The organism is Nostoc sp. S13 (assembly GCF_029379315.1).
Lineage (GTDB): Bacteria > Cyanobacteriota > Cyanobacteriia > Cyanobacteriales > Nostocaceae > Nostoc.
This window is the reverse complement of the sequence record NZ_JAQYWQ010000014.1, coordinates 1-23,485: the sequence shown is the minus strand read 5'-3', so window position 1 is coordinate 23,485 and position 23,485 is coordinate 1. Positions and strand designations below refer to the sequence as shown.

At 41.2% G+C, this 23,485-nt stretch carries 21 protein-coding genes; 16 read left to right on the top strand and 5 right to left on the bottom strand.

The features are described 5' to 3' along the window. The first annotated feature begins 1 nt into the window (after position 1). From PUQ00_RS07175 to PUQ00_RS07135, 9 genes are all read left to right on the top strand, one after another. Complete coding sequence (locus PUQ00_RS07175) at positions 2-376, top strand: hypothetical protein (protein WP_300414602.1); 375 nt, start codon at positions 2-4, stop codon at positions 374-376. Between the two features lie 253 nt (positions 377-629). Then, positions 630-1,472 carry a YaaW family protein gene (locus PUQ00_RS07170; protein ID WP_300414600.1) on the top strand — a complete coding sequence of 281 codons (843 nt, stop codon included), beginning with the start codon at positions 630-632 and terminating at the stop codon, positions 1,470-1,472. After that, on the top strand, positions 1,454-2,833 hold the full coding sequence (locus tag PUQ00_RS07165; RefSeq protein ID WP_300414598.1) for an O-antigen ligase family protein: 1,380 nt from the start codon (positions 1,454-1,456) through the stop codon (positions 2,831-2,833). The genes PUQ00_RS07170 and PUQ00_RS07165 overlap by 19 nt, the downstream gene beginning before the upstream one ends. A gap of 488 nt (positions 2,834-3,321) precedes the next feature. Beyond that, the gene (locus PUQ00_RS07160) at positions 3,322-3,840 is read left to right on the top strand and encodes a hypothetical protein (protein ID WP_335029530.1); all 519 of its coding nucleotides are present in this window, start codon (positions 3,322-3,324) and stop codon (positions 3,838-3,840) included. 318 nt (positions 3,841-4,158) lie between these two features. Then, positions 4,159-4,680, top strand: coding sequence for a Ycf51 family protein (locus tag PUQ00_RS07155; RefSeq protein WP_300414596.1), 522 nt, complete (start codon positions 4,159-4,161; stop codon positions 4,678-4,680). Between the two features lie 418 nt (positions 4,681-5,098). Beyond that, the gene (locus PUQ00_RS07150) at positions 5,099-6,364 is read left to right on the top strand and encodes an iron-containing alcohol dehydrogenase family protein (RefSeq protein ID WP_300414594.1); all 1,266 of its coding nucleotides are present in this window, start codon (positions 5,099-5,101) and stop codon (positions 6,362-6,364) included. Beyond that, on the top strand, positions 6,361-7,566 hold the full coding sequence (locus PUQ00_RS07145; protein WP_300414592.1) for an aspartate aminotransferase: 1,206 nt from the start codon (positions 6,361-6,363) through the stop codon (positions 7,564-7,566). The genes PUQ00_RS07150 and PUQ00_RS07145 overlap by 4 nt, the downstream gene beginning before the upstream one ends. A gap of 116 nt (positions 7,567-7,682) precedes the next feature. After that, on the top strand, positions 7,683-7,859 hold the full coding sequence (locus PUQ00_RS07140; RefSeq protein ID WP_300414590.1) for a hypothetical protein: 177 nt from the start codon (positions 7,683-7,685) through the stop codon (positions 7,857-7,859). A gap of 707 nt (positions 7,860-8,566) precedes the next feature. Further along, complete coding sequence (locus PUQ00_RS07135; protein ID WP_300414588.1) at positions 8,567-9,118, top strand: hypothetical protein; 552 nt, start codon at positions 8,567-8,569, stop codon at positions 9,116-9,118. A gap of 68 nt (positions 9,119-9,186) precedes the next feature. Here PUQ00_RS07135 and PUQ00_RS07130 read toward each other — a convergent pair whose 3' ends face one another. After that, a complete protein-coding gene (locus tag PUQ00_RS07130; RefSeq protein ID WP_300414586.1) occupies positions 9,187-12,963 on the bottom strand; it encodes a PAS domain S-box protein in 3,777 nt (1,258 codons plus the stop codon). Position 12,964: 1 nt separating this feature from the next. Then, positions 12,965-13,219: a helix-turn-helix domain-containing protein gene (locus PUQ00_RS07125; RefSeq protein WP_300414584.1), complete on the bottom strand. Its 255-nt coding sequence runs from the start codon at positions 13,217-13,219 to the stop codon at positions 12,965-12,967. A gap of 916 nt (positions 13,220-14,135) precedes the next feature. Between PUQ00_RS07125 and PUQ00_RS07120 the strand changes: the two genes are divergently transcribed. Beyond that, complete coding sequence (locus tag PUQ00_RS07120; protein WP_300414582.1) at positions 14,136-15,206, top strand: 1-acyl-sn-glycerol-3-phosphate acyltransferase; 1,071 nt, start codon at positions 14,136-14,138, stop codon at positions 15,204-15,206. Positions 15,207-15,745: 539 nt separating this feature from the next. Here the strand turns inward: PUQ00_RS07120 and PUQ00_RS07115 are convergent. From PUQ00_RS07115 to PUQ00_RS07105, 3 genes are read right to left on the bottom strand one after another with little or no spacing between them, the layout of a single operon-like run. Then, entirely contained in the window at positions 15,746-16,225 is a 480-nt protein-coding gene (locus PUQ00_RS07115; RefSeq protein ID WP_300414580.1) for a hypothetical protein, read from the bottom strand. After that, on the bottom strand, positions 16,209-16,874 hold the full coding sequence (locus PUQ00_RS07110) for a hypothetical protein (RefSeq protein ID WP_300414577.1): 666 nt from the start codon (positions 16,872-16,874) through the stop codon (positions 16,209-16,211). Before PUQ00_RS07110 ends, PUQ00_RS07115 begins: the two co-directional genes overlap by 17 nt. Before the next feature lie 59 nt (positions 16,875-16,933). After that, positions 16,934-17,659: a hypothetical protein gene (locus PUQ00_RS07105; RefSeq protein ID WP_300414575.1), complete on the bottom strand. Its 726-nt coding sequence runs from the start codon at positions 17,657-17,659 to the stop codon at positions 16,934-16,936. Positions 17,660-18,186: 527 nt separating this feature from the next. Here PUQ00_RS07105 and PUQ00_RS07100 point away from each other — a divergent pair. The 6 genes from PUQ00_RS07100 (at position 18,187) to PUQ00_RS07075 (ending at position 23,334) form a co-directional block, all read left to right on the top strand. After that, on the top strand, positions 18,187-18,681 hold the full coding sequence (locus PUQ00_RS07100) for a hypothetical protein (protein WP_300414573.1): 495 nt from the start codon (positions 18,187-18,189) through the stop codon (positions 18,679-18,681). A 230-nt stretch (positions 18,682-18,911) separates the two neighbouring features. Further along, a complete protein-coding gene (locus PUQ00_RS07095; protein WP_300414571.1) occupies positions 18,912-19,238 on the top strand; it encodes a DUF6464 family protein in 327 nt (108 codons plus the stop codon). 249 nt (positions 19,239-19,487) lie between these two features. Continuing rightward, positions 19,488-20,744 carry an ABC transporter substrate-binding protein gene (locus PUQ00_RS07090; protein ID WP_300414569.1) on the top strand — a complete coding sequence of 419 codons (1,257 nt, stop codon included), beginning with the start codon at positions 19,488-19,490 and terminating at the stop codon, positions 20,742-20,744. A gap of 7 nt (positions 20,745-20,751) precedes the next feature. Further along, positions 20,752-21,702, top strand: coding sequence for a branched-chain amino acid ABC transporter permease (locus tag PUQ00_RS07085; RefSeq protein ID WP_300414567.1), 951 nt, complete (start codon positions 20,752-20,754; stop codon positions 21,700-21,702). 20 nt (positions 21,703-21,722) lie between these two features. Continuing rightward, positions 21,723-22,325, top strand: a complete 603-nt coding sequence (locus tag PUQ00_RS07080) for a Uma2 family endonuclease (RefSeq protein ID WP_300414565.1) — start codon at positions 21,723-21,725, stop codon at positions 22,323-22,325. Positions 22,326-22,374: 49 nt separating this feature from the next. After that, positions 22,375-23,334 carry a branched-chain amino acid ABC transporter permease gene (locus PUQ00_RS07075; protein ID WP_300414563.1) on the top strand — a complete coding sequence of 320 codons (960 nt, stop codon included), beginning with the start codon at positions 22,375-22,377 and terminating at the stop codon, positions 23,332-23,334. Positions 23,335-23,485 lie beyond the last annotated feature (151 nt).

Sequence of the window (23,485 nt, the reverse complement as noted above, 5' to 3'; positions counted from 1 at the left end):
AGTGGGAAGTGGGGATGAGAGAGATGAGGGAGAAGCCATGCTCAATGCCTCATGCCCGACCTCAGCAACTCTCAATAGTTATTCTGCTCCTAAACAGGGTGATATCTGGCTTGCTAATTTTGATCCGACAGTGGGAGCAGAAATAAATAGGACTTACGCACGAGTTACGGAATCACGAACCGCAGAGGCGCTGAGAAGCCAGTGCGTTGCGGGGGTTCCCCCCGTTGTAGCAACTGGCGCGACACGGAGAGAAGTCGGAGCGGCGGCTTCCGCCGTTAGCGTAGCGGTAGCGAGTCCGCGAGCGTCTCTGAACTTCTCCCAAGGGGAGACGCTGCGCGAACGGTGGAAATCAGAGTTTCAGAGATATTTTGCGTAAGTCCTAATAAAAAAACACCCTCCTGCCATAGCAGTAATCGCACCAAATATCCACCTTGATTTAACTACTAAGCCCAGACTAAACCGGCTATTCCGGCACCAATCAGTGCAATATTCAGTCATCAGTCGATAGTCCTTGGTCATTGGTCATTAGTTATTGGTTATTATCAAAGGACAAAATTACTACTAATGACTGCTGAAAGCTAATAGTAGAATAAGGTACAGAAAAGCTGCACGGAAGGGAGGAAGGGAAATTGGATGAGATGAGGGCGGCGCTAGAGTTAGCGACCGAAGAAGAATTGCAAGACTTAACCGCAATTCTATTTAGTCGTAAGTTCAATCCCCTAGACTATGTACACACACCCGAACCTATCGAAGTACAAAGCCAAGACCGTAAAGCTTGGCTAGACTCACTAGAGGGTCGCTTTCGCTTTTTGGCGGCAGATGGGATGACGGTATTGCGGGGACGCACAGGCCAGGTAACTTATCGACAAGCGTTAGTTCAAGTATGTAAGTATCTAAAAATTTCCTATTCTAATCAGCTGGCAACTATTGATTTAGAAGCAGAAGTATTTTTGCATCTGTTAGGACAGGTGTGGAAAAAATTGCCTGAACAGGAAAAGCAAAAATTGACTGTACAGGTGCAGCGTCAGCTGCTCAAATCAGAACTAAAACAACCACTACCACTTCTATTGCAACGTGACCCCTTAGGATTACTTTTCAAAGGTGGTAGTGCGATCGCTGTGACTTCGATGCTGCAACCACTTGTACTTAAGCAAATTGCCCGTCAATTTGCCATCCACTTTGCTACCTATGAAGTAGCCAAACAAGCGGTGATTACAGGCTCAGAAGCAGCTGCAACGCAATTTCAAAGCTATGTAGCTATGCAAATGGCGGAACGGGGTATGACAATGAGTGCAGCTCGTTACGGGGCAGCCCGCACGATGTTTGCTGTGATTGGGCCGATGATGTGGGCTTGGTTTTTTGCGGATTTAGGGTGGAGAGCGATCGCCACTAACTACGGTCGGATCATCCCGACGATCTTCGCCTTAGCTCAAATTCGCCTCACTCGTGAGGAATGTTGGGAGCCAGCTTGAACAAGGTTTTTTACTATTTCAAGTCTCGTTGGCAATCTTCTTGGAACTACTCTCTATGGGCACTGTTAATCTTCCCATTGAGTCCTTTATTGGGGGCTGTGACTATCGGTATTGTTTCATTAATAACTTGCCTGAAACAATACCGCAAAATTAGTCGCCGCCCCCTTAACCGGGGATTTGCCCTTTTGAGCGTGTTGCTGATCGTGACTGCTGGGTTTGCCCAAGACAAGACAACAGCTTTCGTCGGCTTATTTAATTTATTACCATTCTTTTTAGTTTTCGCTGCCCATAGCACTCTGATTCAAACATTTGCCCAATTGCGGCAAATGGCTTGGGTTTTGGTGATCGGTTCCATGCCGGTGGTGATTATCGGCTTGGGACAGTTATTTTTGGGCTGGAGTTTGAAGTTCGAGATTTTGTGGATTGTCTTTGCTTGGACGATCAGACCAGGAGGAAATCCGCCAGGTCGCATCGCTTCACTCTTCATGCACGCTAACACCTTCGCTGCTTATCTAGCGATAGTTTTCATTCTTGGTCTAGGGTTGTGGCTAGAAAACTATCAGCAACTCAGAGTTAAGAGGAGGCAGTGGCGTCTTCTCCCTACTCCCCATTACCCCTTATCCTCAGAGGGGGCCGCACCTTCCCCACTCCCCCTCCTCTTCCTAACCGTGGCGGTGATCACAAATTTCATTGCCTTGATTTTCACCAACTCGCGTAATGGGTGGGCGATCGCTATTTTTGCCTGTTTAGCTTACGCACTCTACCAAGGTTGGCGCATTCTTATCAGTAGCGTCGCTGCGATCGTCTCTAGCGTGCTTTTGGCAGCTTTTGCACCCTCGCCAGTCGCTCACTTTTTTCGTCAGTACGTTCCGGCCTTCTTTTGGGCAAGGTTAAATGACGATATGTATCCAGATAGACCAGTCGCTTTAATGCGAAAAACTCAGTGGGAGTTTGCCTGGTCTTTAGCTCAGGAACATCCTTGGACTGGCTGGGGCTTACGCAGTTTTAGTGGACTCTACAAAGCGCAGATGCAGATTCCCTTGGGTCATCCCCATAACTTGTTTTTGATGTTAGCTGCTGAAACTGGTTTTCCGAGTACTTTTTTATTTTGCGGCTTACTCGCTTGGATTTTGATTATAGGTATCCAATTACTGCGAAAGCCAAAATATTTAAATACACAAGACAGATTGATATTTTTCAGTTATCTTCTGGCTTTTGTTGCGTGGGTTCTATTCAATACAGTAGACGTAACTCTATTCGAGTTGCGTTTGAATGCGCTCTCATGGTTAATTTTGGCTGCCATTTGTGGAGTAGTACATCGTTATAACCAACAAGATAGGCTTGCATCTCATCCAAGTTAACGTGAACTCGACGAACCTCTCCGATTCGCAGAGGGACGTTTTGCCTAGTAAAACCTCTTAGGTGATTTCTGATGAAAAAAATACCTATGTTGTCGAAACCAACGGTTATGGTAATTTTATTACTAGAATTCACCTTAGTGGTCTTTTGATTGAGCTAACTAATTAGGTGGACACTATATGCTCTGTCGAATTAGTCAGTTAGGCATTGAGAATAGCCATTATTTGGTTTTCAGTGTATACACTCAGGACAATTTAATTTTTTAAGTAAATAATATTACTATACAGCGTGACTAATACTTAATTAGTCACAGTTGCTGATTGTTGGGAAGGTGTAGGGAGAACTTTAAGTTTTTCCTGCATGACGGGCATCTATTGTAGATGCCCTTTTATATATTTATTATTTTTCTTCAGTTAAGCAGGATTTTAAAAAATATTCAATTTGACGTAATATCTGAAAAACTTTTATTTTTCATAAAGGAACATCAAGCATGATTGCTGAAATTAAACTAGGTCTTTGTAACCCGCCAGAACCTATTTATTTATATGTGAAAAGCGGAGAATTAAACGGGGAATCTTACCTGTGGTATAAGTACGATATCAATAATAATCAAACTATTCCTGTACAACAAACAGGGCTAACTGGGTATATATCTGAACTGAAATTAAAAACGACAGAATTTAGGGGAAGGGACAACATTAAATTAGACATCATTGTGAGATCGGATGAAATTTATGTTGTCAGGACTGGGATAGAAACGAACTTTGCTAAAAGTTTCCTTTTAGCTGTATCACTAGTTCAAGACTTTTCCAAGCCCCTGATTATCGCTCCCATTGCTGGAAACGAGAATGTGGTTTTTTGCAGTCTTTACGACGCTGCGACTAAAACGAGAATTCGCTCTGAATGGAACAGAGATGCTGATTGGCTGGCAATCATTGATAGTGTTCAAACTAGGTTGCAGACATCTAAAAATTATCATATCGGCTCTGGTGAATCAATACTGTTCTGAATAACTGAGGAATTTGGAAAAGTAATACCAATTTTAGGTATCGTAAATTAAAGGTTTGAAGACCCGCAACGTTAACACTTAGCTTGGAGGCGGAGTGGCTTCGACTCGGCTCAGTTACCCTACGAGAAGCAAGCTACAGTCGGGGCTTAAATCCCAGTCTGAAACTCTCTTCTCTACGAGACGTTGCACTTCGGCAAAACTCAGTGAGCACACGAACAATTTTGAATTTTGAATTTTGAACGATAACCCTTATGGTGTAAGCTCTCGGTAAAATAGGTGTGTCGGTAACGAAAAAAAGACGCCTCCATAACCAACCTTATGCTCACAACAGCTAACTTTCTTCAGTACACCCAATGGTCAGGTATCGCTACCTTGGTATTTGCTGCCTTAACAGTTTTGGCTTTTATTCTCAAATGGGGCATCCGTTTTCGGCTAGTGGGTACAACTGGCTTTATGCTGGTGCTGACGGGTGGTTTATTTGCACTCTCGATAGTCCCCTTGAGTCGGACTGTGATTCCCGGAGCAGTCCGGTACACTCTAGTTTATGACAATGGGTCAACACAAGCGGTGATTGCCACATCACCCCAAATTACACCCACACAATTAGAAGCAACTCTACGTCAAGCAACTAGTAATCTGTTTTCTTATGGTCGCTCAGGTACACAACAAGACGACAAGTTGACAGTTCGCGCCCGTACCATTATCCACCCGGAACCAGGGATTTCTGTACCAGTTTACTTGGGTGAGGTCAAGCGATCGCTCGTTTCTCATCAAAATTCCCCAATCACAGTCGAAATTTATACAGCTAATTTCGCCCAATTGCCAAAACCCACCGCTTAAGAAGCAGGGGACAGGGGGAATTATTGTACAAGTTTCTCCTTATTCCCTCTGCCTGATCTCACAGGACAAAATAATTTACCTTTTATTCAGAATGACAACATTTATTTTGACCATCTACACATAATCAATTCTCGATAGCTTTTCTTGAGAATGTGACAATGGTAATGTTAATTAAATATACGGTTATTCAAAACTTTGATACTTCGGAATTTTAGGTGAATGGGCATCATAGATTCAAGCAACGTCGTCAAACTACTCAATCAGTCGGCAACAGGCTTTGTCTAATTCATTGCTTGGCTCAAATCCAGATCAGCCGGGTGGAAGGTTGGAACCATCCAAAAACGAGCTTGGCAACAAGTGTCCCTGATCACCAGTCTATTTGATTAAAAAATATCAAGGTTTTGGCAAACTAGATTATATGCCCAATAAATTTTCTACTAAACCTTCTTTGTCTACTCAAACCTCTAGTCCATTATTTACGCTCACAGTTGCCCCAGCAAAAGTAATCCGTGGTTCTGGGGTGTTGCAAGCAGCCGCAGCAGAGATCGCCTGTTTGGGAAGTCGTCCCTTAATTGTGGCAGGTGAGTCTACTCTCACCATCAGCCAACAAAATTTGCAACCATTTTTAGAAACGCAACAGTTACATACTGCCCAAGCTACTTATGGTGCAGATTGCTGCGAAGCTAGCCTGAAATCTTTACAGAAGACTGCAAAAGAACATAAAGCTGATGTAATTATCGGTATTGGTGGTGGCAAAGCCCTAGATACAGCGAAATTAGTCGCGCAGCAGTTACAGTTGCCAGTGGTGACAATTCCGACTTCAGGGGCTACGTGTGCAGCTTGGAGTGCCTTGTCGAATGTTTATTCTGAAGATGGGGCGTTTCTTTACGATGTGGGGCTGTCTAGATGTCCCGATTTACTGATACTCGATTATGACTTGATTAAAACTGCACCACAACGTACTTTAGTAGCTGGAATTGGTGATGCGATCGCTAAGTGGTATGAAGCTTCAGTTAGCAGTGGGCATTTGCAAGACACTTTAATTATTGCTGCGGTACAACAAGCACGAGTTTTGCGAGATATCCTCTTGCAAAAGTCAGCCGCCGCCACCAAAGAACCAGGTAGTGAAGTTTGGCGAGAAGTCGTAGACGCTACTGTTTTACTCGCTGGCGTCGTTGGGGGACTTGGAGGGGCGCAGTGTCGCACAGTTGCTGCCCATGCGGTGCATAATGGTTTAACGCACATTTCGGGACATGGCAGTATTCATGGCGAAAAGGTTGCTTTTGGAATTTTGGTACAACTGCGTTTAGAAGAAATGCTACAAGGCAATCAACTAGCAGCATCAGCACGACAACAGTTGTTAAAGTTCTACACAGAAATTGGACTACCCCAAAAATTAACTGATTTGGGATTGGGCAACATCACATTAGGCGAGTTGCAAACAGCGACTGAGATTGCTCTAGTTCCTAATTCTGACATCCATCGACTACCATTTAAAGTCGCGCCAGAACAGTTGATGGCGGCAATGGTTTCTACCACTGCACCTATAGATAGTAGAGATACTACCGCAGTCGCCTCAACGGATAGCGAAGCGGTAGCGAGTCATCGAGCGTCGGGAACCTCCGCACGGCGCAGCCTTATAAATCGAGTTTCGCCCAAGGGAATTTGTGACGAGGTTTTATGAGTTTAAATTGGATAGTGCCAGCAGAACGCATACAAAAACTGCCACCTTATGTATTTGCCCGTTTAGATGAACTGAAAGCTAAAGCGCGGGAACAAGGGTTAGATTTAATTGATTTGGGTATGGGAAATCCCGATGGTGCAACACCAGCACCAGTGGTAGAAGCGGCGATCGCAGCCTTGAAAGATCCCGCTAATCATGGTTATCCTCCTTTTGAAGGGACTGCTAGTTTCCGCCGTGCAATCACCAACTGGTATCATCGCCGTTATGGTGTGGTTCTCGATCCTGATAGTGAAGCTTTACCGTTACTGGGTTCTAAAGAAGGATTAACCCATTTAGCGATCGCCTACGTTAACCCTGGTGATTTAGTTCTGGTTCCTTCCCCAGCTTATCCCGCCCATTTTCGCGGCCCGGCGATCGCTGGCGGCAAAATCCACAGTTTGATTCTTAAACCAGAAAATGACTGGTTAATTGATTTAGCTGCGATTCCTGATGAGGTTGCTAAACAAGCTAAAATTCTCTATTTTAACTATCCCAGCAATCCCACTGCTGCTACCGCACCCCGCGAATTTTTTGAAGAAATCGTCGCTTTCGCCCATAAATATGAAATTTTGTTGGTGCATGACTTGTGTTACGCCGAGTTAGCTTTTGATGGTTATCAACCCACTAGCTTGTTAGAAATTCCTGGCGCGAAAGATATTGGTGTGGAATTTCACACCTTATCTAAAACCTACAATATGGCTGGTTGGCGCGTTGGGTTTGTGGTGGGTAATCGCCATGTAATTCAAGGTTTGCGGACGCTGAAAACTAACTTGGATTACGGCATTTTTGCAGCATTACAAACAGCAGCTGAAACAGCTTTACAACTGCCAGATGTGTATTTGCACGAGGTACAACAACGCTACCGTACCCGCCGCGATTTCCTGATTCAAGGATTAGGAGAGTTGGGTTGGGATATCCCCAAAACCAAGGCGACAATGTATCTTTGGGTTAAGTGTCCCGTTGGCGTTGGTTCCACAGATTTTGCCCTGAACGTGTTGCAGCAAACAGGCGTTGTCCTGACTCCAGGTAATGCTTTTGGAGTTGCAGGTGAGGGTTATGTCAGGATCAGTTTGATTGCCGATTGCGATCGCTTGGGTGAAGCTTTACATCGCTTCAAGCAAGCTGGCATTCGCTATCAACCTGAAGCTGTAGTTTCTACTTAAGAAGCGATCGCTGATCTCGTCAGTTGATTAGAGTTAGGAAAGCCAACATTACATCACTAAAATTTTTGCTGATGATGTTTGATATCATCTAAAAAAGTAGAGAGAGTGGAAAATGATTGGTACTAATTAATATTTACATCAGTCAGCAAACTCAAGAATCTCTAATCAAAGCTGCTGCTTTAAAAGAAATATCTGTTGAAGAACTAGCTTCTTCTATTTTGAGGGGAAGTATTCAAAAAAAGTTTAGGCAAATTAGCCTTTCTGTAAAAACCCAGGACTACACCGAGAACTAATTGCACCTAGCAGTGTTTATTTTCCTATGGCGTTCCCTGGTCTTCCCATACCCATTGACTACCGTTATAAAACTTGTCATATAGATGACCGTTACTTCCTACTACAAAAGTCGAAATTCGATCCAGTGTAGGCTGGTAGACTACACCAGGTGAGTTGATTGCTGCGCGTATTGCAATAGGCAGTTACAAATGTATACATAATTTGGGATGATTTATTTTTTGGAAGTTCCTTAAAAAAATATCCCCTCGTAGCAATACGCCCCTACATTTGATAGTGCGTTAAAGAAAAAAAGATACAAGGAATATCAAGCGCAAAACCACGAGATTAGCAGTGATAGTATATCGAAAATTTGTAAAGATTCAGGTCAGGCGAAAATGACTCAAACTATTGTCATATAACAGGTTGCAAAAAAATCCGAAAATCATATTCTCAATAAACCTTAGGAAAATCCGTTAAATTCTTAGCTTATTGCAAATAAGGTTTGGACTAAATAACAAAGCCAATTTTGAAAACTGCTTTCTGATTAGGTTTGAAAAAGCTGAATCATAGAAACTTTCCAACGGATTTCCTAATTTTAAAGAATAAAAGAGCAAGATTTATGGCGATTTGAAAAAGTATCCGGATTTACGGACAACAGCAGTGTATTTACTAATCTACAGAGTGTTAGATAAATTACAACACTAGTTGATTTAGTATAAATAATTTTATGTTGTCAAATTTAGATTTAGTTCGAGAATTTGTAAGCAACTCTATCCAGAAAAAAGATATTTTATTGGCAAATCGTTCTTTAACAGCACAAACAGTTCATAACATTAGCAATTTGGCAACAAAGGCTGAAGGTGTAATTGCTACTGTCCAACTAAATACGCCGCTAACTGAATTCTTAGTTTTGTCCCACTCATCCCATTGGGAATTACTAAATCAGGCTTTACCAGAATCCCATTATCTGCTTAAAGGAAACATCGATAGTCATGGTTTCTATCACTATCAATATTGCCAAATCCCTAAAAACTATAGGTTGCAATGTACTAAATCTGTCCTTTTATGGCGAGCTTGGTGGAAATATCGCAAGAATGCTTTACAACTAGGAATTCAATCGGATCTTTTAATCCAGACAAGAGATTCATGGTATCCAATCAGAGATTTAATCATTAGTGATGGACTTCTGTATGTCAAAACTTTAGGAAATGAGATCGAAATTCATGCAGATGACTTAGTGATTTGGTTAAGCAAAATTGAAGTAAATTCTCAAAATTAGTTATTTGTCATTTGTCATTGCTTAAACACAAGTGTTTTGGCTTGTCAAGGGTGCCATTGGTCTCTGAGTTAATTATGTCTTTTTCGAGCTTCCAAGGGTTGTAAGTTAGTTTTCAGATCGCTACAACTACAAATCAGGTTAGCGATCGCTCGAATTAATTTAGCTGGTTCCACAGGCTTGGTGATATGCTGACCAAATCCGGCAGCAATTGCCTGTTGGTAATCAACCTCAGCTGCGTAAGCTGTCAGGGCGATCGCGGGAATTTTCCCTCCAAGTTCTGGTAACATGGCTCTGATTTGACGCATCAACATATAGCCGTCTACTTCCGGCATTCCAATGTCGCTTAACAGCAGATTTGGCTGGAACTGAGGCATAACTCGTAGTGCTTCCACAGCCGATTCTGCCTGGATTACTTCCGCGCCAGACTGCTCCAAAATGAAAGCAATTAACTCTCGCGTATCCTGCTCATCATCCACAAGCAGAACCTTTACCCCTTTTAGATCAGCAAAATCATCAGGTTGTCTATCAATTTTCTGGCTATTTAGATGAATCTTGATCAGTGGTAGCATGACTGTAAAGGTTGCTCCCTGTTCTTCGCCCAAACTTTCTGCCTTAACTGTGCCGCCATGTAGTTCTACGATGTGACGAACAATAGCTAATCCTAATCCCAGTCCGCCGTATTTCCTGGTAGTTGCACCATCAGCTTGTCGGAAGTAGGCAAATACATAGGGTAAAAAATCTGGGTTAATTCCCTTACCTGTATCACGAACTTGAAGTTGAACCTGAGAACCAATAGACTCTAAACTGATTTCTACCTGTCCACCTGGGGGCGTAAACTTAATCGCATTGGAAAGTAGATTCCAGATAACTTGCTGCAAACGACTTGAATCACCGGTTACTAGCAATTTTGGGTCGCCCCTTTGATCTGCTTCCAGCCCAATTTGGATTTGGGATTTGAGATTGTCAGATTCCTTATTAAAATCGATAGATTCTAAATTTCTATAAGAATTTTCTAATCCCAAATCGTTCGACTGAGCGTTTGCGTAGCCTCTCGTAGAGAAGCCGTTCGCGTAGCGTTCCGCAGTAAAGTCTAAAATCGTAAATTGCAAATTGATAGATTTGGCTTCAGCCGCTAGACGTACAGTTTCTATTGCTGCGGCGATCGCACTTTCCAGATTCACAGGAGCAATATTCAGGCTGAGTTTACCTTGCAAAATGCGAGAGACATCCAGCAAATCTTCAATTAGTTGAGTCTGAAGCTTGGCATTGCGTTCAATGGTTTCCAGAGCGCGAGTGGTGGTTGCTTGATCATACTTTTTAGTTTGCAGTAACTTCGCCCATCCCAGAATCGGGTTTAGCGGCGTGCGAAGTTCGTGGGAAAGAACTGCCAAAAATTCATCTTTGATCCGGTTAGCTTGGATTAATTGCTCTTTTTGCTGCTGTAACGAAGCTATCAACTCGGCGCGTTCCAGAGCAACCGCTACCTGATCGGAGGTTGCTTGTAATAAAGCAATTTCCCCAGAAGTGAAGTGGGTACGGGTGCGACTGGCAAAGGAAAGGACACCAAGCAGCTTTCCCTGAGCAATTAATGGTTGACCTGCATAGGCTGTAATTCGCAAAGTCTGGATGATCTCAGCATTTGGATGGGTAGAGTGCAACACATCATTAAGGACAATTTGATGGCGTTCTTGCACCACTAGTCCGCACATCCCTTGATTAAATTCCAGGTATTCAATTGCTTGAAATACTTCATCAGTAATGCCGTTCCAACCTACTAACCGAAGTTTGTGCTTATTTTCGTGTATATCAATTAGATAGTGAAAGTAAAAATGCAAATCCATCTGCGCCGAGAGTTTGCTAAACAAGCTGTTCATTAAATCCAAAGGGCGCTCAGTTGAAAGCAAATCGCTGGTTGTTTCAGAGAGCAGTTTAAGTCGTTCACTGCGCTCTTGTAAGGCTTTTTCTGCAAGCTGGCGTTCACGAAGGGCGCGTTCGCGTTCGGTGATGTCAACTGCAACCCCTCCTACCAGGCGTTGCCCAGATGCATCGGCAATGGGAAACTTATATACCAAAAATTCCCCCAAGGTGCCATCTGTGCGGGGGGCAGATTCGATCGTTTCAATAACCTGATTTGTCTCGACAACCATTCTAATATTATCGAGGAAGGGTTGAGCGATTTCGGCTGGGTATAGGTCAATAATATTTTTATTAATCGCTTTATTTGTTGCTAAATAAAATGTGCTGAGATAAGTTGGGCTGAGATAAAGTACACGTCCGTCTGCATTCGTAATCCATGCTGCGGCTGGAATATTGTCCATAAAAGCTTGAAATTGCTCTTGACTCTGACTCAGCGCCTTTTTAGCTTGTTTGAGATCACTAATATCGAGAATGAGTGCGACTGATTTCTGCCGAGATTCTCCTAACATGGAATAGCCAACTACAACCGGGACACTGGAACCATCCTGGCGAATACATTCCTTCTCATAGGGAGTGCAGCTTCCTTTCGCTGTTGCCTCGGCGATCGCCAGTTCATCTAAATAATGGTACTCAGGGGGCGTGATATCACTCCAGCGTAGTCTCCCCGCCTGGATATCTTCCTGGGTATAGCCGACAATTCGCAAGAACTCGTCATTGGCTTCAGTGATCGCCCCATTCACATCACCAAAGAGGATGCCAACTACATTTGCTTTCACAAAACTTCTCAGGCGTTCCTCACTTGCTTCGACTGCCTTCTCTGCTTGCTTGCGTTTGCTGATGTCACGGAAGAAAATGTCAAGACCATCTTCACAAGGGTAAGCGTGAATCTCCAGCCACAGGTCATACTTAGACGGCAAGTAGTAGTGATGCTCGAAGTGGACGGTAATCTGTTCTGCGATCGCTCGATGGTACTGGCGCTCTACATTCGTGCCTAGTGATAGAGGCCACTCATCCCAGTGCGATTTACCAATCACCTCTATGCGGGGTTTGCCGTTAATTCGCTCTGCTTCCGCATTTTGGTAGATGATTCGCCAACCCCGGTCTAAAGTAATAAATGCATCACTCATGTTTTCCAAAGTGCGTGTGTTCCGCTCATTGGCTTGCTGTAATGCCGCTTTTGCTTGTTGGCGTTCGCTCAAATCAACAACGAAGCCAATGACTGTTTCTTGAGTATCCCCCACAAGCACAGAACCGAGCAGAACAGGAATGCGATCGCCATTTTTACGAATGTATTCTTTCTCAAAGGGCTTACATACTCCGGTAGTTTTCAGTTCTTCCACTGAACGCTCACTTAAAAGAAGATACTCAGGTGGGGTAATCTCACGCCAGTTGATTTGGTTAGCGGACAAATCTTCTGGTGTATAGCCGACCATCTTCAGAAAAGCATCATTGGCTTCGATGATCGAGCCGTTGTTCATATCAGTTAGGATCACCCCAATGATGTTGGATTCTGCCAGTCGGCTAAACCGCATTTCGCTATTTTGCAACAACTTCAGGCTTGTCTCTGCCTTGCCTCTAGCTGTTCGCAACTCTGAAGAGAGTGCAGTAATTAAGAAAGATACTAGTGAGAATGTGGTTAATCGTACCAAGATGCTCAGGCTAACAATATTGAATGAGTAGACTGGCTCAATCAAAAAGTAAAAGGCAGTTATAACAGATAAGGCGATCGCTAGCACTCCAAATCTCATGCCGCCATACCACGCGCTCACTGCCACGGCAGCATAAAATAATGTAAATACGCTCGGATCGAAGACTGGTAACAACAGTCGTGTCACTAAGAGCGCCGCTATGACTGCCAGAATCATCACACCATAGCTTAGTAACCGAGGACGCATCATCAAAATTTTTTTGGATACTTTCACCATCATTTTAAGAGTCCTCCCGTTGCTTCGCTTTTGGAAGATACTCGTTCAGTAATCTTTTGCCTGGTTCGCCCATGTTCTCTAACATTTTTTCAATTAGCTTCAGTGCCATCTGTGAAGGCACTGTAGATCCGTTCTCCCAGCGATTGACTGTTCGCAGCGAAACTCCCAACTTGGCTGCAAACTTTTCCTGAGAGAGATTGAGTTGCTGCCGAAGTTCACGGATTAAATCTAAAATTTTTAGTGGCTTTCCTAGTTGCATAATAGGAAGATTAGGACAGATGTCTCATCATTTGATTCCAACTTGAGGAAGAATTTAAACAATCATCAGTTGTTATCAATTTCATCTTTTGGCAGAAGACTGATATCAGTTATCAGTCTTCATTGGTTAATGTTCTCTCTAGAAAGTATCTAGAATTTACGCATTGACGGAAAATACCAAATATGGATGATTTAAAAAACCACATCTGTCGTCCGGGTAATTCATGAGTAGCCCCGACAGCGCGGATTTATTTACCATCAAAAAATGAGCAATAAAACCCTGAAACAACCTATTTTGGTAAATGCATACCATGATTAATTTGTACAGTGCGTAAGTCCGAGTATTTATAAAATAAACATTAAATTTCGTCTGGTATCTGATGCCACAATAGTATTATTTAAGGCGATTTGATGATTCTCTGCCATCATCCACCGCCAAAATTTTATGGGTGGTACGTTACATTGTACAGCTTAACCCCCGATAAAGCTGTGCTTTATCTCCCCTCTTTGAACTCACATAGAGGAGTTAAAATAATTCGTAATTCGTAATTAAGTTCTGTAACGGGGATTTAGCGCAAAGTGCGGTCTTGGGGTCTCCCCAAGACCGCACTTTGCAAGACAGAACCAGACTTACATACTTACGGCTTGTTAGTTGCTATGAAACTTAAACACACTGAATTTGTTAAAGGTGAGGTTTTGATATGTACTTAATACACCTGGGAACCGCTATATAATTTTTATCTAATACTTTACATTTATAAATGTTTCCCAATCATCACTAATTCTGATCACACTATTTGAAATATTTATAAAAATAATATGTAGTTAATTTTACTTCTAAGGTAAGAGGCGAATGGCAAAGCTGTAAAGCTATGATCAGATTTAAATAAAATTTTTACCTAATCTATATTACTATTTTGATTAATCAAGACTCCGAAAACCTCTTAAACACTCAACTGGAAAATGCACCAGTTGAAGGCTATATATTTAGCTGGTTTGATTGGTTTTGTCTTTGGTATCCTCCAGGCTGGCTAATTTTATTCAATCGCCATTGGCAGCATTATCAAAGCGATCCAGATGGTTGGAATTGGTTAGAATATGGATTATTTTTAATTCCTGGCGGATTTTATCTGGCGCTGCTGAGTCGCTGGTTGCGTCTTGGTTTTCGTTCACCGCAAAAAGAAATTGGTGAATTTGATCCTAAATATCAACAAGCTTTTGGCGAAGAAGTTCTCCGCCCCATCGTTAAACACTATTTTCGGGGAGAATTGCAACAAGCCGAAAACTTGCCGCCAACAGGGCCATTGATTGTGGCAATGAATCACGCAGGGATGTGTTTTCCTTGGGACTTTTTGACTTTGGGTTATTTATTAAGTGAAGCTAGAGAATGGGTGGTACAACCCGTAGCAAGTCCAGCATTATTTGAGCATCCTTGGGTGATTTGGTGGCTACCACCTAAATGGTCGCAGGTTTTAGGTGGTGTGAGAGCGGAATTAGATGATTTTGAGGCAGCGATCGCTACGTCAACGCCTACGGCGATCGCTCAAGGTAAAATTCTCTTATATGCACCCGAAGGTATACGCGGCCCTCTGAAAGGTTGGAAAAAACGCTATCAACTACAAAAGTTTGATGGGAGTTTTATTCAGTTGAGCGATCGCTATCAAATTCCCATTCTCTCAGTAGTTTGCATCGGTAGTGAATTTTTACATCCTTGGGCTGTTAATTTGCATAAATTACAACGACTAGTCAAATTACCATTTTTGCCTTTCTCGCCTTTAATGCTTGTCTTAATTCTGTTTCCTTCAATGGGAATTTGGGCAATGAGAACTCGCCTGCGTTACTTTATTCAGCCTTTGGAACAAGTAGGGTTGAAAACTCACTCCGGTAAAAAGCGTATAGCAATCTATCAACAGGCGCAAAAATTACGAGAAAAATTGCAAATTAAAATTACTTTGATGTTAAATAGACATCTCCAAAAAAGAATGTAGAGACGCAAAATTTCGCGTCTCTACAAGGGTTATAGATAACGCATATTTAATTTCTGGAGATGTCTAATAGATCCGCACTGTAGGGGTTTAGCATTGCTCATTGGTGTGAACTTAATGTGAAACCCTTGTTAAGACGTGATATTCAGTTCTCTGGCTTCCAATCACTACCCGCGTCACCCCACCCTAACTCTCCCCTTGCAAAGGTGAGGGAACTAAATTTCCTGTTTCCCCCCTTGCGTGTGATTTCAAGGGGAAAATTTCAACTTTAAGAACAAAAGCGTCATTTTAGTAACGATTGCTTTTACGTGCGTGGTAATGGTTGCTGAAGTGGGACAACATTGCCTAACAGCCAACCACACCCTTGTCTTGGGCTTAGGAAATGTCATGTTATGTGAAGAACCCCACCCTTAATCCCCTCCCCGCCTGCGGGGCTACGGTGTATACATAAGTTAATTTTATCTATAGTTATTAACAACAAAGTTCTATACAGTAAGCATTTTACTTTGTAGATATATCAACAAAGGTAATCTGTCAAATCACTAAGGGAAAGTCTTAGACAAAATAATCTCGCCAAAATCCTCTAAAGCACGTTTCATTAACTGTTGCACATTTCCGTATAGTTCACCAACTAATCCGTCGAGTTCGTGTTTTATATCTTCATAACGTCCAAGTTTGCTAGTCCACATACCATCATCTAGCTGTTTAGCTACGTGCTGTGGCTTACCGTCTTCTTTTACATATATAGCAATCTTTTCAAATCCAGCTTCAATTTCCGCATTAGTGCATATCTCGTAACCGCAAATTTGGAATGCAATAATAAATGCTTGTAGTGTTTGCTCTCTAGGGGCACCATCAGGCCAGTAATAATCCTCTTCAGGAGCAGGAGACCACCAACGGTCATCTTCATTGTTAATTGCCCAAGCAATGCAATTGTATTCAGATGTGAATTTGCTTGTGATTTCGTATGTAGTCTTGGCTAAGTTAGGCCAATCGGCTTCAAGTTCAGCACTTGTATCCATGCTGTCTGCCCCAATCCAACCAAGCCTCTGCCATTTTTTTGACCCTACCCCTATCTTCTGGCTTAATTGGATTTGCTCCAGTGATCGATCTTAATGCCCAAAACCAGTGTTCCGGCTCTCTGCTTAGTTCTTCAAGAATTAAAGGCACTGCATTTGTCCCCATGCCTATTATTTGTTGATATGCAGTGTGTAAAATCATATCACTCATTAATGACATATGCTTGGTTTCGCTACGCCATTGATTAGCAAGTTTCATAAAAGTGTCTTTTATTTCTGCTTGCCTTAATAGATAACTCGACGGACGGTTTGTTATTTGCTTCGCTTTCCGAGTTTTACTTTTTTTGAGTAAGGATTGTTGAGAAGAAACACACAGCACTTTTTCTTCTCTCCAAGAAAAAGCCTCTTGCTTCCAACTTTTAGTTCTCAATAACGATACTTTGCTTGCTTCAGTTTTAATTTGATTACTCAAATAAATATCGCAGTTATTATCTTTGAGTAAATTGAAACTCTTAGAATTTTCTTGAATTGGCACAGGAGACACACAAAATTGACTAATTTGAGGAAAATGTGAATATTTACTTAATTTTTTAGTATTTATTTTTTTAGTCCAAGAGTTTGTTTTCTCTTTCGCTTTTTCTAATGTCAACATATTTCTCTCCTGATTCTTGATTGGAAATTTTTGATATTTATACGGTTAAATCAATGTTGTTATTCATCGCCATTTTCTAGATTTTCTAACACTGAAACTTCAAGTACAGGATTTATACACTCTATTTCTGCTTTTTTTAAAATAGATCCAAGAGCATCTCTGTTGTCTATTGCAATAGTTATTTGCTCATACAAATTATCTAAATCATCTGAGTCAAGAGCTATATAAAATTCTTTAGTTCCCTCTGTATCTCTATACTCAATTTTAAGTGTATGAATTAAGATGGCAGCTTCTACTTTTCTCTCAGTTTCTGAGTCAAAGACAGGTCTTATGTCAGTAAAAATTTTTGAGTCTGAAAATATTCGCTCATGTTCAACTAGTAAATTAGAAGCTTTATCCGAAATATCTAAGGAGAAAGCAATACTTTCTAAAGCTTGTAGTAGGCTGGATAACCTCTTTCTAAAACGTTCTCTTAGCTCTGTTGTGACTACAAATTCAGTATCTTTTTCTAGAGACTCACTGATTAAAGTCACAATAGCCTCATTAGGCAATTTTTCTTCTTTGTTTAATTGCCTTAAAGATACTAAAGTGTCAACAATCTTTACGGCAGTAGGGGCATCAACTTTTTGTGTTTGAACTATTCTTTCAGAAATTTTATATATAACGTTTTCGGCGGTCGGAAGAAAATCACGTAAAGCTGATATAATTACATCAATACTATCATCATCAGTGTTTAAAATAAATTCCATTCCAGACTTATACTGCTCAGGAATTTTCAAGTACATAAATTATCCCACTCCTACCAAAAATACTTGGAACACAAATACTACGCAGCAATCGTACTGTACTTTGCTGCACTGAAATCTATACACATTACATTTTTACCATAATGAATAAGCTCTTGTTAAAAAACTTCCCAGCTTACTCTATATAGTATATTATAGTCAATACAAATATTGATTGGTTTTTATTATAGATTTTAATATTAAGTAAGTTTTTTTTAATAAGCCTTTATTGATTTTATTCTTGAGAACATGAACAAGAGGGATAAAATTTATACTTAAATAACAGCTTAAATATAGCAATTTTTTGAAAATAATCTAGATGTTTTCTAGATTGGTTTTAAGCTTCTGGTTCATCTCAACTTGCCGCACCCATCCATTAGCTTCCGCTTTTTGAAGAATCTTCTGATTGAACAAAGCTTTTCTTGCACAGAAGCAAATGTGATGGGACTCAAGATATCATTTTAGTACAAATATACTAATTTACTGCTAAAATGCCTTACAAGTCAGCTAGCCTAGCTTGAGGTAGTATGAAAAAAATCCTAGACACGGACAAAAAGCCTATTTTGCTGTTGCAGCCGACATCTGTAACTACTGCAATAGTGCCACTGCAACCCCAAGAGGAAAAAATCATTAGTGAACGGGGGCGTTTGATAGCGCAAGTCAAACGCATCAATCAGATGGCAGGTGAGCTAGAAGCAGCGATATTAGAGTTGAAAGCGATCGCTAACACACTCAATACTCAAAAACGTTACCCAGTTTTAAATCAGGAGCCATGTAAAAATATTTTTCAGTATTTTGCAGTTAGCGTCCCTTGGGTGAAACGAAAGCCAGACGAATCATTTATTTTGACGACGCGAAGAGTTGATTTATTCCGAGCCGAAAGGGAAGCCGCACTGCTAGCAGAGCAACTTCGTCAGCAAACCAAAAAAAGATTAGCATCGCAGCGACACAGAAAAAACAACAGTGGGGCTGAGGCTCACACAAAATGCTTGTTCAAAAAGGTATTAGTCAACAAATCTTAAAATTATCAATATTCAACGGCAGATCACCCTTGAGGTTTTGACAGTTATGCTGATTGAAGTGGCAGAAGGAACTTTTTCCTGAAAATTGCTATAAAATAGCACACTGCGATTGCTAATTGCAGCCACAGTTGGTAGCAAATAGGCAAAGCTGCCCTTAGATTTGCACTTCCGTAAAACCAGAGTGTAACATCAGGGACAATCAATCAGCGCATAGAAGAGGTAAAAAGAAGGTGTTAAAGACACTTTTAGTGATTGCCGTTGGTTTTTTACCGTCTCTGATTTCCCTGTGGGTAATCCACAAAACCCATTTGCGATCGCGTTTACGGCTCAGACAAGCAGCCATGAATTTTTCATCGGTGCAGCAAGGGCAAAACGTCAGCTCGGTTGAAGGCGATCGCTATTATCTAGAAGGGGTGGGTTATCTGATTGGCGATATCAGCTGCAAATTTAATGCCCGGTCTGGTTACATTCGTTGTGCTGTCAATCCCGATGGCCCATGTAACGGTTGCCGTCACTATGAATCTAAGGGATTAGCTGGTAGTCAAAAAACGGTTTAAGAGTCCTTACCTGAACTGACAAAGCGACTTCATTGCACATTCCCAAATAGAACTGGGTAATGATAAAATCATTACTAATTATAATAATTTGTATTTACAAACACTTTGAATATTTCTCTTTGCATGGTGAAATAAGAATGATTTAATAGAATTCGTGCAAAAGTGCAAATCTGCGTCATTTTGTTTGCATATTATCAACTTTCCTATTAACTTTTGCCGAATATCTAATAACTACATGATTATGCAACGATGAACAACGCGATCGCTCGGACAACTGCATTATTATCAACTTGCGCTTTGCTACTAACCGGCTGTGGTGGCACTAACACTGTGACTTCTACAAAGAATAGTCCAAATAGTACTCCAAATAACACTCCAACTGATAACGCAACGACAACGAGTACATCGTCGGCTGCTATTCCCATCGGTATTGCCGTTGCTCAAACTAGCAACGTGGCATTACTAGGTCAAGAACAAGTCGCTGGAGCCAAACTCGCCGAGAAGTATTTCAATAGTAAAGGTGGTGTTAATGGCACACCAATTAAATTGGTGTTTCAAGATACTAGCGGTGATGAAGCGGGGGCAATTAACGCTTTTCAAACTTTAATTAACAAAGATAAAGTTATTGGGATTGTCGGCCCAACTTTGTCACAGCAAGCCTTTAGCGCTGACCCGATTGCCGAACGTGCAAAGATACCAATTATTGGCCCATCAAATACTGCTAAAAACATTCCCGAAATTGGTGATTACGTTGCTCGTGTTTCCGCACCAGTTTCCATCGTCGCGCCTAATTCGGTGAAAGCTGCACTTAAGCAGAACCCCCAACTTAAAAAAGTCGCAGTTTTTTATGCTCAAAATGATTCATATAGCAAGTCAGAAACGGAAATTTTTCAGCAAACAGTTAAGGATCAAGGGCTAGAATTAGTAACAGTACAAAAGTTCCAAACCAGTGATACAGATTTTCAAAGCCAAGCTACCAATGCCATTAATCTTAAACCAGATTTGATCATTATTTCTGGTTTGGCTGCTGATGGTGGTAATTTAATCCGACAATTGCGGGAACTGGGTTATAAAGGCTTAATTGTTGGTGGAAATGGTCTAAATACATCGAATATATTGCCAGTTTGTAAGGCACTTTGTGATGGCGTATTGATTGCTCAAGCCTACAGTCCAGAACATCCAGGTGAAATTAACGCGGCATTTCATAAAGCTTATACTGACGAATACAAGAAAGAACCACCTCAGTTTAGCGCCCAAGCTTTTACAGCAGTGCAGGTTTATGTTGAAGCACTCCAAGCTTTAGATAAAAAGAGCAAAGTCAACAAATTACAGCTACCAGAATTTCGGACTGAATTAAATAAACAGATACTTGTCGGAACATACAATACACCACTAGGTGAAATTGGGTTTACTCCTATAGGTGAAGTTATTCAAAAGGATTTCTATGTAGCCCAAATCAAGATGGCAAAAGACGGAAGCCAGGGTAAATTCACATTCCTCAAATAGTTGCTACATGAATATCAATCTGTTTTTGCAGCAGTTATTAAATGGGTTATCCATCGGCAGTGTTTATGCGATTTTTGCCTTGGGATATACCTTAGTTTATTCCATTTTGGGCATCATTAATTTAGCTCATGGCGCAATTTTTACCTTGGGTGCATATTTTACTTATGCACTTATGGGTGGTAACTTTGGATTTAATGGCTTATTGGCGAATGCAGCCCTGCCGATAAAATTACCTTTTGCTATATCCTTGATTTTAGGAAGTACCTTGGCGGGATTGGTAGGGGTAGTGATGGAACGTGTTGCTTTTCAACCTTTGCGCCGTCAAGGATCTGACCCTTTACTAACTGTTGTTTCCAGCTTGGGGGTAGCAGTGGTAATTGTGAATTTAATCCAGTATTTAGTCGGCGCAGAAAGTTACACATACCCTGCAAATACTTATGGCAATTTGCCACCCGCGATTAACTTTGGGAGTCCAGAAAATCCAATTCCGATTCGCAGCGTTCAGGTGGTAATTTTTACTGTATCTGTGGTGATTGTGGCAATTCTTACCTATTTTATCAATCGAACTAAATATGGGAAAGCAATGCAGGCGATCGCAGAAGATCCAACTACAGCTAGTTTGTTAGGAATTAATAGCGATCGTTTTATCATTTTAACATTCTTCATCAGCAGTTTTTTAGCAGGATTAGCAGGAACTTTAGTTGCTTCTAGTGTTAGTATTGCAGGGCCATATTTTGGCATTGCTTTTGGTTTGCGGGGTTTAGCGGTAATTGTCTTAGGTGGTTTAGGTAGTATTCCCGGTGCAGTGTTAGGAGGCTTAGTAATTGGACTAGTAGAGGCGTTTGTACCCGCCGAATACTCTGGATATAAAGACGCAGTAGCCTTTGGAATTTTGTTTATCATGCTATTAGTTAGACCCCAAGGTTTACTGGGACGGCGGTTTATTCAGAAAGTTTAAGGATAAGGAGACGTAGCGCTATGAAAACATACATCAAACAAAAATTAACTTTTGAGCAATTTTTGGAAGAGTGTCCAGAGTCAGGTTTATATGAACTTGTGGATGGAGAAATTGTAGAAGTGCGTGCAACAAGAAATCATGATGATGTCGCTAATTTTCTATTGTTTGGTTTCAATGATGAAATTAGGCGACAAAACCTAAATTATGTAGTTAATAACACAGCAGTCTTTAAAACTATAACTGCCAATGGGATAGAGCAAGGACGCAAGCCTGATGTAAGTGTCATAGATAAAGATAGATGGCGCTCAAATCGTTCTGCTTATTCTGCACTTGAAGAACTCATCCAGTTAGCTATAGAGGTAACATCAACTAATTGGGAAGATGACTACATTGATAAATTAGATGAATATCAACGCTTAGGGATTACAGAATATTGGATTGTAGATTATTTAGCAATTGGACTAAGAGAGTATTTAGGAAATCCAAAAGTTCCGGCTGTGTTTGTTTTTCTATTAGATGCTGAAGGAAAATACCAACGCACACAGTTTAGAGGTTCAGAACGGATTGTGTCACAAACTTTTCCTAAACTGGCGCTGACAGCAGAGCAAATATTAACAGCTTAATAGTTGATAAAAGCAATAGTTTGATTAAGCTTCATCAGAATGTTTTAAAATGGCTGATTTTTTCGCTACTTACGGTTCTCTAATTGTCTCTATGGTATTGGGGGCGCTACTAGGGTTATCGCTTTACTTACCGCTAATGACAGGGCAATTGTCTTTAGCTAGTCCAGGATTTTATGCTTTAGGTGGGTATATTGCAGCAATTTTATCCACAAAAGTTTTGACATCTAGTAGTAGTTTATATCCCATTCCATTGTTGTTATTGGAGATGTTAATTACTGGTGTAATTTCTGGTTTATTGGGTGTAGTAGTGGGAATTCCAGCATTGAGATTACGAGGAATTTATTTAGCGATCGCTACTATCGCTTTTGTGGAAGTTCTGCGCGTCATCTCCCTTAATTTAGATATTACAGGCGGTGCTGTGGGAATTTTTGGCATTCCTCAACCTTTCCAAACACAACTTGAATATTTATGGATTGCTCTGCCCTTACTATTAATTAGTATGGTGCTGCTTTATCGTTTAGAACGCATCCGCGTCGGAAGGGCTTTTATCGCTATCCGCGAAGATGAATTAGCTGCGGGTGCAATGGGAATTAATCACACTTATTACAAAGTTTTGGCATTTACACTAGGGGCTATTCTTGCAGGAATCGTAGGTGCAATTAGCGCCCACTTCCTTAATACCTGGAATGCTCGTCAAGGTACTTTTGATGCCAGTATTATATATTTAACTTTTGTTTTGATTGGTGGTTCGAGAACTTTTTTAGGGCCGGTAGTCGGAGGTATGGTATTTACAGCATTACCAGAGATTCTGCGAAGCCTCGCTGATACTGGTGGCTTACCTAACTGGTTAGCACAATTTTTGCGAGATGGGAGATTAATTATTTTTGGTTTACTAATAGTAATAGGTACAATCTTTTTCCCCCAAGGGTTAATTACTCCAGATATTTTCCCAAGACGCAAAATCATGAATAAACGAACCACAAAGGACGCAAAGGACGCAAAGTATTGAAGAAGAATTCAGAATACATTCGTCAGAATACATTCGTCAGAATCAAGACGCTCTCTACGAGACGCTAAAAGCGAACGCGGACACGAGAAAGCGTGACGCTATCAGTCGGGGATTCAGACCCGCGACTACGAAAGTTGACCACAAAACAAGA